The 15,236-nt window shown below is 47.1% G+C and carries 12 protein-coding genes; 5 read left to right on the forward strand and 7 right to left on the reverse strand.

The features are described 5' to 3' along the window. Window positions 1-20: 20 nt before the first annotated feature. From atpD to glmU, 3 genes are all read left to right on the forward strand, one after another. Entirely contained in the window at window positions 21-1,424 is a 1,404-nt protein-coding gene (atpD, locus tag L1D11_RS16630) for a F0F1 ATP synthase subunit beta (protein WP_019825544.1), read from the forward strand. 18 nt (window positions 1,425-1,442) lie between these two features. Further along, complete coding sequence (locus L1D11_RS16635; RefSeq protein WP_004735742.1) at window positions 1,443-1,865, forward strand: F0F1 ATP synthase subunit epsilon; 423 nt, start codon at window positions 1,443-1,445, stop codon at window positions 1,863-1,865. 183 nt (window positions 1,866-2,048) lie between these two features. Further along, entirely contained in the window at window positions 2,049-3,410 is a 1,362-nt protein-coding gene (gene glmU, locus L1D11_RS16640) for a bifunctional UDP-N-acetylglucosamine diphosphorylase/glucosamine-1-phosphate N-acetyltransferase GlmU (protein WP_239833537.1), read from the forward strand. A gap of 109 nt (window positions 3,411-3,519) precedes the next feature. On the opposite strand, the gene punC is transcribed toward glmU, so the two are convergent. Next, a complete protein-coding gene (gene punC / locus L1D11_RS16645) occupies window positions 3,520-4,731 on the reverse strand; it encodes a purine nucleoside transporter PunC (RefSeq protein WP_239833538.1) in 1,212 nt (403 codons plus the stop codon). Between the two features lie 163 nt (window positions 4,732-4,894). Between punC and punR the strand changes: the two genes are divergently transcribed. Next, a complete protein-coding gene (gene punR / locus L1D11_RS16650) occupies window positions 4,895-5,809 on the forward strand; it encodes a DNA-binding transcriptional activator PunR (RefSeq protein WP_239833539.1) in 915 nt (304 codons plus the stop codon). Between the two features lie 88 nt (window positions 5,810-5,897). Here punR and ilvA read toward each other — a convergent pair whose 3' ends face one another. Genes ilvA through ilvG form a run of 5 tightly spaced genes read right to left on the reverse strand, consistent with a single transcriptional unit; the run spans window position 5,898 to window position 12,218 of the window. Beyond that, a complete protein-coding gene (ilvA, locus tag L1D11_RS16655; protein ID WP_239833540.1) occupies window positions 5,898-7,442 on the reverse strand; it encodes a threonine ammonia-lyase, biosynthetic in 1,545 nt (514 codons plus the stop codon). A 2-nt stretch (window positions 7,443-7,444) separates the two neighbouring features. Further along, a complete protein-coding gene (gene ilvD / locus L1D11_RS16660) occupies window positions 7,445-9,286 on the reverse strand; it encodes a dihydroxy-acid dehydratase (RefSeq protein ID WP_186171840.1) in 1,842 nt (613 codons plus the stop codon). Between the two features lie 33 nt (window positions 9,287-9,319). Next, complete coding sequence (locus L1D11_RS16665; RefSeq protein ID WP_239833541.1) at window positions 9,320-10,273, reverse strand: branched-chain amino acid transaminase; 954 nt, start codon at window positions 10,271-10,273, stop codon at window positions 9,320-9,322. A gap of 12 nt (window positions 10,274-10,285) precedes the next feature. Beyond that, a complete protein-coding gene (gene ilvM / locus L1D11_RS16670) occupies window positions 10,286-10,570 on the reverse strand; it encodes an acetolactate synthase 2 small subunit (protein WP_004739310.1) in 285 nt (94 codons plus the stop codon). Between the two features lies 1 nt (window position 10,571). Further along, window positions 10,572-12,218, reverse strand: coding sequence for an acetolactate synthase 2 catalytic subunit (gene ilvG, locus L1D11_RS16675; protein ID WP_128162535.1), 1,647 nt, complete (start codon window positions 12,216-12,218; stop codon window positions 10,572-10,574). 472 nt (window positions 12,219-12,690) lie between these two features. On the opposite strand from ilvG, the gene L1D11_RS16680 reads away from it, so the two are divergent. Then, window positions 12,691-14,214: a YifB family Mg chelatase-like AAA ATPase gene (locus tag L1D11_RS16680; protein ID WP_239833258.1), complete on the forward strand. Its 1,524-nt coding sequence runs from the start codon at window positions 12,691-12,693 to the stop codon at window positions 14,212-14,214. Between the two features lie 67 nt (window positions 14,215-14,281). Here the strand turns inward: L1D11_RS16680 and L1D11_RS16685 are convergent, their stop codons facing one another. Next, complete coding sequence (locus L1D11_RS16685) at window positions 14,282-15,235, reverse strand: DUF2860 domain-containing protein (RefSeq protein ID WP_239833257.1); 954 nt, start codon at window positions 15,233-15,235, stop codon at window positions 14,282-14,284. Window position 15,236: the final 1 nt, after the last annotated feature.

The following is a 15,236-nucleotide window of genomic DNA, read 5'->3' on the forward strand; positions in this document are numbered from 1 at the left end:
AAATAGTTAGAGGATTAACGATGGCTACAGGTAAGATCGTACAGATCATCGGTGCGGTAGTCGACGTAGAGTTCCCACAGGGTGAAGTACCTCGTGTATACGACGCTCTGAATGTTAATGAAGTACAAGAACGTCTAGTTCTTGAAGTTCAGCAACAACTTGGCGGTGGCGTAGTTCGCGCAATCGTAATGGGTAGCTCTGATGGTTTACGTCGTGGTTTGACAGTTGAAAATACTGGCGCTCCAATCTCAGTACCAGTAGGTACTAAGACATTGGGTCGTATCATGAACGTCCTAGGTGACGCGATTGATGAGTGTGGTGAAATCGGTGCTGAAGAGCATTACGCAATTCACCGTGAAGCTCCAAGCTACGAAGAGCAGTCTAACGAGACAGCTCTTCTAGAAACTGGTGTTAAAGTAATCGACTTGATTTGTCCATTCGCTAAGGGTGGTAAAATTGGTCTATTCGGTGGTGCTGGTGTAGGTAAGACCGTTAACATGATGGAACTTATCAACAACATCGCACTTCAACACTCAGGCCTATCTGTATTTGCAGGTGTAGGTGAGCGTACTCGTGAAGGTAACGATTTCTACTTTGAGATGCAGGAAGCTGGCGTTGTAAACGTTGAAAAACCTGAAGAATCAAAAGTAGCGATGGTTTACGGTCAGATGAACGAGCCACCAGGTAACCGTCTACGTGTTGCACTGACCGGTCTAACAATGGCAGAGCGCTTCCGTGACGAAGGTCGTGACGTTCTACTGTTCGTTGATAACATCTACCGTTACACACTAGCAGGTACTGAAGTATCAGCACTTCTAGGTCGTATGCCTTCTGCGGTAGGTTACCAACCTACACTAGCTGAAGAAATGGGTGTTCTACAAGAGCGTATCACGTCAACGAAATCTGGTTCTATCACGTCTGTACAGGCGGTATATGTACCAGCGGATGACTTGACTGACCCGTCTCCAGCAACAACGTTCGCTCACTTGGATGCAACGGTTGTACTTAACCGTAACATCGCATCTATGGGTCTATACCCAGCGATCGACCCGCTAGACTCTACTTCACGTCAACTGGATCCATTGGTAGTTGGACAAGAGCACTACGACATCGCTCGTGGCGTTCAGTCTACTCTTCAGCGCTATAAAGAGCTGAAAGATATCATTGCTATCCTAGGTATGGACGAGCTATCTGAAGAAGATAAGCAAGTTGTATCTCGTGCTCGTAAGATTGAGAAGTTCCTAACTCAGCCTTACCACGTAGCGGAAGTATTTACAGGTGACCCAGGCGTTTACGTACCTCTTAAAGAGACTCTACGTGGCTTCCAAGGTCTTCTATCTGGTGAATACGATGACATTCCAGAGCAAGCGTTCATGTACTGTGGTGCAATTGACGAAGCTATCGAGAATGCTAAGAAGCTATAAGGCTAACTAGGAGGCGATATGGCAGCAATAACCTTTCACCTAGACGTTGTAAGTGCAGAGAAACAAATTTTCTCAGGCCTTGTTGAGACGTTTCAGGTGACCGGTAGTGAGGGTGAGCTTGGTATTTTCCATGGTCATACTCCACTGCTGACCGCTATCAAGCCTGGTATGGTGCGTATTGTTAAGCAGCACGGCCACGAAGAAATTATTTATGTTTCTGGTGGTATGGTAGAAGTTCAGCCTGGTACAGCGACTGTACTGGCTGATACAGCTATCCGTGGTGAAGAGCTAGACGCAGCAAAGGCGGAAGAAGCTAAACGCAAGGCTGTGGAGAATATCCAAAATCAGCATGGCGACATAGACTTCGCACAAGCGGCCGGTGAACTGGCTAAAGCCATTGCTCAGTTACGAGTTATCGAACTGACAAAACAGCGCCGTTAATCTTTTATAAGATTATTGGTTCTGAGATAAAGGCGACCTAAGGGTCGCCTTTTTGCATTTTTAGATTCTCAAAAATGCTTCTTTTACGTATCACTACTGGTTAAATGGTTATTGCGATTTAATTTTTTGGCCAAAAACGGTTACAATATCGGCTTAATAAAAATAACGTTGGATAGGTTTACAATGAAGTTTAGCGCGGTAATTCTCGCGGCGGGCAAAGGCACTCGCATGTATTCAAACACACCAAAGGTTCTGCACACACTTGCAGGTAAGCCAATGGTGAAGCATGTTATCGATACATGTAATGGTTTAGGCGCTCAAAATATCAACCTGGTTTACGGCCACGGTGGTGATCAGATGAAGGCTACTCTAGCTGAAGAATCTGTAAATTGGGCACTGCAAGCTGAGCAGCTGGGTACAGGCCACGCGGTGGATCAGGCATCAGCGCACTTTGCTGATGATGAGAAAGTACTGGTGCTTTACGGTGATGTTCCTCTTATCTCGCCTGAAACTATTGAAAACTTATTAGACGCTCAACCAAACGGTGGTATCGCGCTACTTACGGTCGTGCTAGACAACCCAATGGGATACGGTCGTATTATTCGTCGTAATGGCCCAGTAGTGGCGATCGTTGAACAAAAAGATGCAACGGATGAGCAGAAGCTTATCAAAGAGATCAACACTGGCGTTATGGTTGCGACAGGTGGCGATCTGAAGCGCTGGTTGTCTGGCCTAAGCAACGACAACGCACAAGGTGAATACTACCTGACTGACGTTATTGCAGCAGCTCACGATGAAGGTCGTGCGGTTGAGGCGGTGCACCCAGTAAGCCCAATTGAAGTCGAAGGTGTTAACGATCGCTCTCAACTGGCTCGTCTAGAGCGCGCTTATCAAGCTGAGCAAGCAGACAAGCTATTGAAGCAAGGCGTAATGCTACGCGACCCAAGCCGCTTTGATCTACGTGGTGAATTGCAGTGCGGTATGGATGTTGAGATTGATACTAACGTTATCATCGAAGGCAGCGTTAGCATTGGCGACAACGTAGTTATCGGCACAGGTTGTGTCTTGAAAGATTGTGAGATCGATGACAACACCATCATTCGCCCATACAGCGTAATCGAAGGTGCAACGGTCGGTGAAGACTGTACGGTTGGTCCATTTACTCGCCTACGTCCAGGTGCAGACATGCGTAACGATTCGCACGTTGGTAACTTTGTTGAAGTGAAGAACACTCGCCTTGGTGAAGGTTCTAAAGCGAATCATTTAACGTATTTAGGCGATGCTGAAATTGGTCAGCGTGTAAACGTGGGAGCGGGTGCTATTACTTGTAACTACGATGGTGCGAATAAGTTTAAGACCATTATCGGCGACGACGTATTCGTTGGTTCAGATAGTCAATTAATCGCGCCTGTTACGATTGGTAATGGTGCAACTGTTGGTGCTGGCTCTACAGTAACGCGCGATGTTTCTGAAAATGAGTTAGTTATCAGCCGTGCGAAAGAACGTAAGATTGCTGATTGGAAACGTCCGACTAAGAAAATGTAGTCTCGCAATAAACAAGATGATTTAGATAGAGCTACTGGCTTATTCTATATAACTCTAGATAAAAAAGAGCGAGTAATATCGCTCTTTTTTGTTTTCGTTAACCTATAACCTAGTCTTGCTTCTCTTCTGCTACAACACGAGAGTTATCTGGTGCTGCAAAGTGTTCTGATAGCTCTTTGTTCGACACGATGTAGCCAATCCATAAAGCGCCCAAACAAATCACAACTGCAATACCTGTTGCACTTAGTGCTTGGCTCGCCATTGCTGCTACCAATGCGCTTGATAGGCCGCTGATGCTGATTTGTAAGCTGTTCTGTAGACCTGCAGCTGTTGCAGGGCTTTGCTTCGCACTTGATAGGGCACGATTTACTACGATTGGGTAAAGTGCGCCATTCGCGACTGCAATCAGACAGAACGGTGCAAGTAGAGGCCAGATTGATGTCAGCTCCCACTGCGATGCGATGAAGATAAGCATTGCAGCAACGCTGAACAAACCAATCAAATTTCTTAGCACCACACCATCGCCATATTTCTTCACTGCTTGTTTACCAAAGTAACCACCAGCCATGAATGCGATTGTTTGTGGGATGAAGCTTAGGCCGATGTCTTTTGCTTCATAACCTAGTTGAGCCATGATCTCTGGCATACCCGTTAGGTAAGCGAAGAAAGCTGCAGACGCAGAAGCAAACATTAAAACGTTACCCATGTAAGGCTTTGATTTAAGCAACATCTTGATGTCTGTCTTAATAGATGTTTGTTTTACTTCTGGTGCTTCTTTTGGTTGAGCCATCGTCGTTGCGACAAGTAGCGCACCCATTAGCGTTAAGGTAACGAAGATGCTGTGCCAACCAAAGTTATCCGCCAATAACACACCTAACTGAGGTGCTAGTGCAGGAGATAACGCAACCAAAGGCATGATGGTTGCAAAAATTTGCTGGCTACTGCTTTGCGAGTAACGCTTGATAACCATTGCTTGCCAGATCACCGCAGGAGCACATACACCGATCGCTTGGATGAAGCGTAGTGTCAGTAGGTGCCATACCTCAGTACTGAATGCTAAGCCAAATGAAGCTGCAGTAAAGATAACAAGACCAACCGCCAGCGTATTGCGGTGACCATACTTGTCACTTGCTAGACCCCAAAGAAGTTGACCCATCGCCATACCGCCAAGGAATACGGTTAGAGACAAAGCAATTTGCTCTGGACCGGTTGCGAAATCAACTTCCATTGCCTTAAATGCAGGAAGGTACATATCGGTCGCGATAAAGCCAAGCATTGAAAGAACTGCAAGGTAGACCAATTGAAATTTAGAAATATTCATAAGATGCCATTAAGCTAAAGGTAGTGATGTCTTTATCATCAAAAAAATTGTTTGATATACAGAAGTAAAAGCCCCTGTTTATGTATACTGATATTCTATTTTTCAGACCTGATAAAATAAAACGCTAAAATATGTGGTTATCAATCAAAAAATTTGAAGGCTTATGTTCTCTAAATCCTCTTTAGAAATGCTCGACACTGTTGCTCGCTTGGGCAGTTTTACTGCTGCGGCAGAGCAATTGCACAAAGTACCATCGGCGATCAGCTACGGTGTTAGGCAGGTCGAGCAAGAACTGGATGTTTTACTTTTCAGACGTTTACCGAGAAAGGTAGAGCTGACACCTGCAGGTGAACTGTTCATTGAAGAGGCGCGCGCGTTGCTGAGGCAGATGGAAGAGGTCAGTGCCCAGACTCGACGAGCGGCTCGTGGTTGGAAGAAAACCTTGCGCTTAACGCTCGATAACGTGGTGAAGCTCGACAAGATGAAGCCGATGATTGAAGAGTTCTATCAAACGTTTGAGTTTGCAGAGCTTCAGATCAACATGGAGGTGTTTAATGGTTCTTGGGAAGCCATTGCACAGGGCAGAGCGGATATTGTGATTGGAGCAACCTCTGCGATTCCGGTTGGTGGTGACTTTGAGGTTAAAGACATGGGCCGTTTAGATTGGGCGTTTGTCATGTCGCCAAGTCACCCATGTGTGCGAGAGCAAAACCTCAATGAAGAGTTTGTTAGCCAATACCCCGCGATATGTTTGGATGATACCTCTAGCGTGCTCCCTAAGCGGCACACAGGTCACTACTCAAATCAAAGACGCCTTTTATTACCTAACTGGTATAGCGCGATAGAGTGTCTCAAGAATGGAGTTGGGGTAGGGTATATGCCAAGACACATTGCTGAACCTATTATCGAACAAGGCCTGCTGGTGGAAAAAATATTGCCTGAACCAAGCCCGCAGAGTCACTGCTGCTTGGTGTGGCGAAAAGATGATAACCATAAACTGATTGAGTGGATGGTAAAGTACTTAGGATCAAGTGAGCAGTTGTATCAAGATTGGTTGGATCATCGCAAGGCGATTTAATGATCTCTTTGAAAGAGGATCCTTTAGGGTTTGGTACTAATAAAAAGAGCGAGTAAATACTCGCTCTTTTTGATTCGGTCGTTAACTCTTAAGACAAGAAGAACTTGTAGGAAGGGTTATCGGTTTCATCTTTACATTGATAGCCAAGCTCTCGTAAGTGGGTCGAGAACTGAGCCAAATCATCATCATCAAGCTCAAAGCCACACAATACACGGCCGTAGTCGGCACCGTGATTGCGATAATTGAACAGGCTGATATTCCAGTGGGTACCTAAGGTATCAAGGAATTTAATCAATGCACCTGGGTATTCTGGGAACTCAAAGCTGTATAGGCGTTCTTTCAGAGGTTTCGATGGTTTACCGCCAATCATGTAGCGAATGTGCAGTTTTGCCATCTCATCATCAGACAGATCGACAACTGGGTAGCCACCGTCACGTAGGTCATTGATGATGTGTTCGAGTTCTTCTTGTCCACCTTGCAGACGTACACCAACGAAGATATTTGCTAGGCTTTCGTCGTTGTGGCGGTAGTTAAACTCAGTCACTGCACGACCACCAATAATATTACAGAACTCAAGGAATGCACCTTGTCGCTCTGGAATCGTCACCGCAAGCAGACCTTCTCGCTTCTCACCCAGTTCACAGCGTTCAGACACATAGCGCAGACCGTGGAAGTTGGTGTTAGCACCAGACAGTACCGTTGCTAATTGCTTATCTTGCAGCTGATTCTGCTCAGCAAACTTCTTTAAGCCAGCTAGAGCAAGCGCACCAGAAGGCTCGGCAATTGCACGAGTGTCTTCAAAGATGTCTTTTACTGCTGAGCAGATCTCATCGCTAGACACGGCAATGTGACCGTCGATGTATTGCTGACACAGACGGAATGTCTCTTCACCAATGCGTTTAACCGCAACACCATCAGCAAACATGCTGACTTGATCCAGTACTACTGGCTCACCAGCATCTAGAGCTGCCTTCAAGCAAGCCGAATCTTCAGGTTCTACTGCAATGACTTTAATCTCTGGCATCAGCTGTTTAACAAGCACTGCAACACCTGCGGCTAAGCCACCACCACCAACAGGCACAAAGATGTAATCCATGTGACCATTTTGCTGAAGCATCTCCATACCCATGGTGCCTTGCCCAGCGATCACCAATGGGTGATCGAATGGAGGCACAAAGGTGTAACCATGCTCAGCTGACAGTCGCTCAGCTTCTGCTTTGGCTTCATCAAAGTTGCTACCGTGTAGAACAACGTTACCGCCAAATCCACGTACCGCATCAACCTTGATGTCAGGTGTGGTTTTTGGCATCACAATCGTGGTTTGAATACCCAACTTAGAACCGGACAGCGCCATACCTTGAGCATGGTTACCCGCCGATGCTGCAATCACACCTGCGGCTTTCTGCTGCTCTGAAAGGCTTGATACCATGTTGTAGGCACCACGTAGCTTGAACGAGTGGACCGGCTGACGGTCTTCTCGCTTAAGCTGCACCTGATTTCCAATGCGCGCGCTTAAACGTGGCATATCCTGTAGAGGTGTCACTATTGCCGCTTCGTAAACCGGCGCTCTCAGGATCTGACGCAGATAATCTGCGCCAGTTTGTTTTTGGGGGCTGGAAGTGTCATCACTCATAGTTAGCCCTCTAGCTTAGACTTATCACGCACGGCGCCTTTGTCGGCACTGGTTGCCATGCTTGCGTAAGCTTTCAGTGCGAATGAAACTTCACGCTGACGGTTTTCTGGTTTCCAGCCTAGTGCATCTTGCTTAACACGACGGGCTTCTAGCTCAGCTTCAGGCACATCAAGTGTGATTGAGCGGCTAGGGATGTCGATAGTGATGATGTCGCCAGTGTTCACTAGACCAATCACACCGCCACTTGCTGCTTCTGGAGAAGCGTGACCGATAGACAGACCCGATGTACCACCCGAGAAACGACCATCTGTTAGCAGTGCACAAGACTTGCCTAGACCCATCGATTTTAGGTAAGTAGTTGGGTAAAGCATTTCTTGCATGCCCGGACCACCTTTAGGACCTTCGTAACGGATAACAACCACTTCACCCGCTTTTACTTTGCCGCCTAAGATGCCCTCTACGGCTGTGTCCTGGCTTTCAAATACGATAGCAGGACCTTGGAATTTCAGGTTCTCTTCATCAACGCCAGCTGTCTTAACGATACAACCGTCAACGGCGATGTTGCCTGAAAGTACCGCTAGGCCACCTTCTTGGCTGAATGCATTCTCTTTAGTGCGGATACAACCTTCTTTGCGGTCGTCATCAAGGCGATCCCAACGACAATCTTGCGAGAAGGCTTTAGTTGTACGAATACCAGCAGGACCCGCGCGGAAGAACTTAAGTACCGCTTCGTCTTCTGTTTGCATGATGTCGTATTGAGCAAGCTGCTCTTGCATGCTTAGGCCAAGCACAGTGCGAGTTTGGTTGTTCAGTAGGCCAGCGCGGTCTAGTTCACCTAGGATAGCCATTACACCACCTGCGCGGTGAACGTCTTCCATGTGATATTTCGGTGTTGAAGGAGCCACTTTACATAGGTGTGGAACACGGCGAGACATCTCGTCGATATCACCCATATCAAAGTCGACTTCACCCTCTTGAGCCGCTGCCAATAGGTGAAGAACGGTATTACTTGAACCACCCATTGCGATATCTAGAGCCATCGCATTTTCAAAGGCTGCGCGGTTCGCGATATTGCGAGGCAGTGCTGATTCGTCGTCTTGCTCGTAGTAACGCTTAGTCAGGTCAACGATACGCTTACCTGCATTGATGAATAGCTCTTCACGGTCTGCGTGGGTTGCTAGCATAGAGCCGTTACCTGGCTGAGATAGACCAAGCGCTTCAGTTAGACAGTTCATTGAGTTAGCCGTGAACATACCTGAACATGAACCACATGTTGGACATGCAGAGCGTTCTACTTGCTCACTTTGCTCATCTGAGATTGTTGGATCGGCACCTTGGATCATCGCATCAACAAGGTCTAGCTTGATGATCTGATCGGAAAGCTTGGTTTTACCTGCTTCCATTGGGCCGCCTGATACAAAGATCACTGGGATGTTTAGGCGCATAGCTGCCATCATCATTCCCGGAGTGATTTTGTCACAGTTAGAGATACATACCATCGCATCTGCACAGTGTGCATTGACCATGTATTCTACAGAGTCTGCGATAAGCTCACGTGATGGCAGTGAGTACAGCATGCCGCCGTGACCCATTGCGATACCATCATCAACCGCGATGGTGTTGAATTCTTTAGCGATACCGCCTGCTTTTTCGATTTCACCTGCAACCAATTGACCCATATCTTTAAGGTGAACGTGGCCTGGTACGAATTGAGTGAAAGAGTTTACAACTGCGATGATTGGCTTACCGAAGTCATCATCTTTAACGCCAGTTGCACGCCATAAAGCGCGCGCACCAGCCATGTTGCGTCCGTGGGTAGTCGTTGCTGAACGATAGATTGGCATTGCTTAAATCCTTATAAAATATTTGGCTGTTGCTTACTGATTTTCTAAAGTTTGGTTTTCTGGGTAAACATAGTCTAGCCAGCCCCACTTATCTTCAGTGGTACCATTGAAAAGACCAAAGTAAGCCGCTTGAACTTTTTCAGTGATAGGACCGCGTTTGCCTTCACCTACTGTAATTTTGTCTACACTGCGAACTGGAACAATCTCTGCTGCTGTGCCTGTCATGAAGACTTCGTCGGCAAGGTATAGCGCTTCACGAGCAATGTTCTCTTCACGGATCTCATAACCCATGTCTTTTGCTAGCGTCATGATCGAATCACGCGTGATGCCCGGCAGAATCGCGCTGGTTGCTGGTGGTGTAGATAGCACGCCATTGCGCACGACAAAGATGTTCTCACCCGCACCTTCAGAAAGGTAACCATCGACACTGAGAGCGATACCTTCATCGTAACCATGACGACGTGCTTCACCACCAACTAGTAGTGAAGATAGGTAGTTGCCACCCGCTTTCGCAGCCGTTGGGATAGTGTTTGGTGCTGCACGGTTCCAGCTTGAGATCATCGCATCTACGCCATTTTCTAGCGCCTCTTCACCTAGGTAAGAGCCCCAAGGGAAAGCGGCGATGATTAAGTCCATTTCAGTGTTTTCTGGAGGACATACACCCAAACCCACGTTACCAACAAAACCTAGAGGGCGGATGTATGCTGACTCTAGTTTGTTTTGACGTAGGGTTTCGCGAGTCGCTTCCATAATCTCTTCCTCAGTGTAAGGAATCGGGAAGCGGTATATTTTTGCTGAATCTTTTAGGCGCTTTGCGTGTTCTGGGTGACGGAAGATCACCGGCCCTTTTGGCGTGTCGTAGCAACGTACACCTTCAAACACTGAAGTACCGTAGTGCATAGCGTGGGTTAAGACGTGAACGTTCGCCTCTGCCCAAGGAACCATTTCACCGTTAAACCAAATATAGTCTGCCGTTTTTGCTGTCATGTTTGCGGTTCCTTATGCACTTATCTTTTGTTGTAAGTTATTGTTTGGCAATTCATTACGACTGATAGAGATAACGTCAACGGTACGTACATCCCACAGTTTTTCGATTTGATTGACCAAGAAGGAAATCGGACGCTCACTGTCGACAATGATCTCAACGCTGGCGATCTTGCTTTCATGGTTCTGAGTGCCGGCTACTTGCTTAACGATGAAACCACGGTGACGAATAACACGAAGAACACGCTCTAGTAGTACTGGCTTATCATCGGCTTTGATGTCTAATAAGTATCTTTTCATGTTATGTGTTCTCCAACATATCACTGTTTGAAGCACCTGGCGGTACTAGTGGCCATACGTTCTCTTCTTCATCGATAAGAACATGAAGTAGGTAAGCCGTCTTGCTTTCAAGCATCTCTTTTAGAGCGGGTTCTACTTCTTCTTTGCGAGTGATGGTCTTGCCTGGAATATCGAAGGCTTTTGCAAGCATTACGAAGTCTGGGTTGTCATCTAAGATGGTTTCACTGTGGCGACCATCAAAGAACAGAGATTGCCATTGGCGAACCATGCCTAAGCGAGAGTTGTTTAGCAGAACCATCTTCACTGGGATTTGGCGGCGTTTTAGCGTACCAAGCTCTTGCACGTTCATCATGAACGAGCCATCACCAGAGATAAGGATAGATTGGTCATCAGGACGGCCAACCGATGCACCCATCGCGGCTGGTAAACCAAAGCCCATGGTGCCCAAACCGGCAGAGGTGATGAAGTTCTGTGGATCGCGAGGCTGAATATGTTGCGCAGCCCACATTTGATGTTGGCCCACATCAGTTGAAACGATAGAGCTTGCAGGCATCATGTCTGACAGTTGCTTCAACAGCAGTGGAGCAAAGATCAGATCGCCAGGGTGGTCATAGCGCCACTTGAATGAGCTACGTAGGCCTTCTGAGTGGTGAACCCAAGAAGAGATATCTTGAGTAAGCTCTAGTTGAGGCATGATCTTGTTGATGTCACCACGAATTGGCGCATTAGCCAGACGCAGTTTGCTGAATTCAGCTGCATCGATATCGATATGGATAACCTTAGCGTGAGGTGCAAAGGTATCGAGCTTGCCTGTTACTCGGTCATCAAAACGAGCCCCAACAACAATCAATAAGTCACTCTCTTGAACCACTAGGTTAGCGGCTTTGGTGCCGTGCATACCTAGCATGCCTAAGTAGTGTGGGTCGTCACGCTCAATGGTACCTAAACCTTTCAATGTGCTTACAGCTGGCATTGGGTTAAGACGTAAAAACTCACGAACCGCACCGGTTGCTTTTGCTAGTTGCACACCACCACCTACGTATAAAACAGGGCGGGTTGCTTGAGATAAGAAGTATTGTGCCTGCTCAATCGCATCGGTTGTCGCAACCGGAATTGCAGGAGGAGTAAATTCAGGAAGAGAGTTAACGGGAGCTTCAGCCAGTTGAACATCTTTTGCGATATCAACGATAACGGGGCCTGGTCGGCCAGACTTTGCTACCACAAACGCTTCGGCTAGTGTTGGAGCTAGCTCTTCAATGTCGGTGACTAGGTAGCTGTGTTTAGTACATGATAGAGACATACCAATCACATCCATCTCTTGGAATGCATCGGTACCTATGTGGGAGCTTGCAACTTGACCTGTGATTGCAACCAGTGGGATAGAATCCATAAAGGCATCGGCTAGGCCAGTGACTAGGTTAGTAGCACCAGGGCCTGAGGTTGCCATACACACTGCCACATCTTGTGTTGCACGAGCCATACCGATCGCAGCCATTGCTGCGCCTTGCTCATGGCGACATAAGATATGTTCAACTCCGCCGTCATAAAGTGCATCGTAGATTGGCATGATGGCACCACCTGGGTAGCCAAATACGGTCTCTATTCCTTGCTGCTTTAGTGCGGATACGACTAATTCTGCGCCTTTCATCGGAATTCTCCCGTATTACCTTTATTTTGGTAACTTTTTCCTTTGTCTCTGCACATCTTGTGCTCCCATTCTTCCTGTAAATCGGCAAAGCCGAAAATGTTCAAAAATATAAAATTCGAATCTATAAATTAGAAAAAACCCCCGGACTTGTCAGTGCGGGGGTTTTTTCTAATTCGTGGTTACTTTTTTCCCACTCGCCCCCGCGCAGTCTCAATAATGACTACGATAATCAGGTTAATCAGTGCGTAAATGCGAGCGTTGAAGTTCATATAATTCGAGTTTTCTTGTTTATTCTGTTCAGTAAATGTCTCCATCTCTAGTGTTATCACACAAATCTGTCGCATGACAAGGAAAATGTCATTCTTTTTTCACATTAAAACACCATTCCACCAAGCTATATAACAATCTTATTGCTTTGGTGCGCAACGAATATCCAGAGCGAATACTTTTAAATCAAAGACAAAGGAAAGTTATGGGACTCGCGATAATTCATAGCCGGGCTAGTGTGGGGGTAGAAGCGCCAGAAGTTACGGTTGAGGTGCATATCAGCAATGGAATGCCGGGGTTCACGCTGGTGGGTTTGCCTGAAACGACAGTTAAGGAGTCCAAGGATAGAGTCAGAAGTGCCATCATCAATTCTCGCTTTGAGTTTCCATCGAAAAGAATCACGGTCAACCTTGCTCCGGCGGATTTACCAAAAGAGGGCGGGCGTTTTGATTTGCCGATTGCGCTAGGGATCTTGGTGGCATCCGATCAACTACCCACATCAAAAATAGCTCAACATGAATTCATCGGGGAATTGGCACTGTCTGGAGAACTGCGTTCAGTGAAAGGGGTACTACCAGCAACACTGGCTGCTGATAGTGTCGAGCGCTGTTTGGTTGTACCGCATTACAATGGTGATCAGGCAGCCCTAGTTGGTAAAGGGGCCCATAAGTCGGCACAAACCCTATTGGAAGTTTGCGCAGATATATGTGGTCAGGCTCAACTGGGTTTGTATCGTACTGAGCAACATCAAGTCGATGTGTCTGAGCTTCGCGACTTGCAGGACATCATTGGCCAACAGCAGGGTAAGCGAGCATTGGAGATTGCAGCGGCGGGTAACCATAACTTACTTTTTCTCGGACCTCCCGGAACGGGCAAGACCATGTTGGCGTCTCGCCTGCGTGATTTGTTACCCGACATGAGTGATGACGAGGCGATGGAAACGGCATCGGTCGCTTCGTTGACTCAACAAGAGATCAATCAGTACAACTGGAAGCAACGCCCTTTTCGCGCGCCACACCATTCGAGTTCCATGGCTGCGCTGGTTGGTGGTGGTTCTATACCTCGCCCGGGCGAGATCTCTTTGGCGCATAACGGCTTATTATTCTTGGATGAAATGCCAGAGTTTGAGCGTAAGGTGCTTGATTCTTTGCGAGAGCCACTAGAGTCGGGCGAGATTATTATCTCCCGTGCTGCGGGCAAGACGCGTTTCCCTGCGCGCTTTCAGTTGGTCGGTGCACTCAACCCAAGCCCAACAGGTTACTACGAAGGTAATCAAGCGCGGGCTAACCCGCAGATCATATTACGTTACCTCAACCGACTATCAGGGCCGTTGCTTGATCGGTTTGATATGTCTCTCGAGATCCCATTATTGCCCAAAGGAATGCTCGCCGAAGGTGGTGACCGAGGTGAGACCACCCAAATCGTAAAGCAAAGGGTCAAGCAGGCTCGTCAAACCATGCTGTCTAGGAACCATAAATCGAATGCACTGCTCGGTAGTCGAGAAATTGAAAAGTACTGCCCATTGAGACGCGAAGATGCGGAGTTTCTCGAAACAGCACTGCATCGTTTAGGGTTATCGATTCGCGCCTATCACCGAATCATCAAGGTCGCACGAACTATTGCCGACCTTGACGGTAACGAGCAGATAGAAAAGAAACACTTATCGGAAGCTCTCGGTTATCGCGCGATGGATAGATTATTGAAGCAACTTACGGCACAAGCTGTGTAGTGAAAAGCAGAAAAAAGCCTGCATAGATGCAGGCTTTGGTTTGATAGTGCATCCGTATCGGCTGGGGTTAGAACTTGTAGTTCAAGCCAACAGAAACGATGTATTGAGACTCATCATAGAAGGTAATGTTCGAGTCGCTTGTGCCGTAACCTGCAAGAGAAACGAACGACCAGTTTTCCCAATCCATGAATTGATCATACTCATACGCGGCGAATAGATTGATGTTGTCATCGCTGCGCTTCTTTTGGAAAGTCATGCTGCTTGCATCGTAAGAGCGTTGGTTGTAACCCGCTGTTAGTGCGTATTGATGGCGTCCCATACCACCAAATAAGCTGATCTCACCACCGAATTGCTCGAACGATGCCGCATCGCCGTCTGCATCACTTGATTGGTAAATCAAAGATGGTACTAGCATCATGGTACGGCTAATTGGTTGACGGTACTGTCCTTTCAGGTAGAAGGTATCGGCGTCGCGTTTTAGCGCGTCTTCAACTAAATCGCTTTTCACATCTTTGGTCGCATAAGCCATATCCAGTGAGAACGCAGAGCCAGCAATACTTTCTAGTTTTAGACGGAACGCATTACCGGTTTCATCGGTTTTACTACGAGCTGAGCTCGTGTTGTATGGATCAGCCCAAGTTTCACCAGACATAATGGTTGGCAGTAGTGAAGCATCAATAACCATGCCTGACTCAAGTTGGTATTTGTAACCAACCTCAAGCACTACGGTACCCGTAGCCACGTCATCACGTGCGGTACCTGTGTAAACCTGATGGTTCAGCTTTTCGCCAAAGGTGTAAGCAATGCTGCCGAGAGGTGCAACTAAAAACGAGCTCTCAGACGAAGCTTTTTGATTGGTTGAGGAGATCTTACTGTCAGCGTCGGTATTAAAATTTGAGGTCGAAGAAGTGACACCAGTGTTGATAGATATTGCACCACTGAAACCTGGCTCATCAGCAAGCTTGGCAAACGCGGGCGCAGCAGCAACACTTAACGCTAATAACGTATATTTGATTTTCATT

Source organism: Vibrio sp. Isolate32 (assembly GCF_022397955.1).
Taxonomy (GTDB): Bacteria; Pseudomonadota; Gammaproteobacteria; order Enterobacterales; family Vibrionaceae; genus Vibrio.

Excerpts from the sequence above, each read along its gene's own strand:
- ilvD (WP_186171840.1), bottom strand. The coding sequence starts at position 9,286 with ATGCCAATCTATCGTTCAGCAACGACTACCCACGGACGCAACATGGCT.
- L1D11_RS16665 (WP_239833541.1), bottom strand. The coding sequence starts at position 10,273 with ATGACAGCAAAAACGGCAGACTATATTTGGTTTAACGGTGAAATGGTT.
- L1D11_RS16635 (WP_004735742.1), top strand. The coding sequence starts at position 1,443 with ATGGCAGCAATAACCTTTCACCTAGACGTTGTAAGTGCAGAGAAACAA.
- punC (WP_239833538.1), bottom strand. The coding sequence starts at position 4,731 with ATGAATATTTCTAAATTTCAATTGGTCTACCTTGCAGTTCTTTCAATG.
- ilvM (WP_004739310.1), bottom strand. The coding sequence starts at position 10,570 with ATGAAAAGATACTTATTAGACATCAAAGCCGATGATAAGCCAGTACTA.
- L1D11_RS16680 (WP_239833258.1), top strand. The coding sequence starts at position 12,691 with ATGGGACTCGCGATAATTCATAGCCGGGCTAGTGTGGGGGTAGAAGCG.
- atpD (WP_019825544.1), top strand. The coding sequence starts at position 21 with ATGGCTACAGGTAAGATCGTACAGATCATCGGTGCGGTAGTCGACGTA.
- glmU (WP_239833537.1), top strand. The coding sequence starts at position 2,049 with ATGAAGTTTAGCGCGGTAATTCTCGCGGCGGGCAAAGGCACTCGCATG.
- L1D11_RS16685 (WP_239833257.1), bottom strand. The coding sequence starts at position 15,235 with ATGAAAATCAAATATACGTTATTAGCGTTAAGTGTTGCTGCTGCGCCC.
- ilvA (WP_239833540.1), bottom strand. The coding sequence starts at position 7,442 with ATGAGTGATGACACTTCCAGCCCCCAAAAACAAACTGGCGCAGATTAT.
- ilvG (WP_128162535.1), bottom strand. The coding sequence starts at position 12,218 with ATGAAAGGCGCAGAATTAGTCGTATCCGCACTAAAGCAGCAAGGAATA.
- punR (WP_239833539.1), top strand. The coding sequence starts at position 4,895 with ATGTTCTCTAAATCCTCTTTAGAAATGCTCGACACTGTTGCTCGCTTG.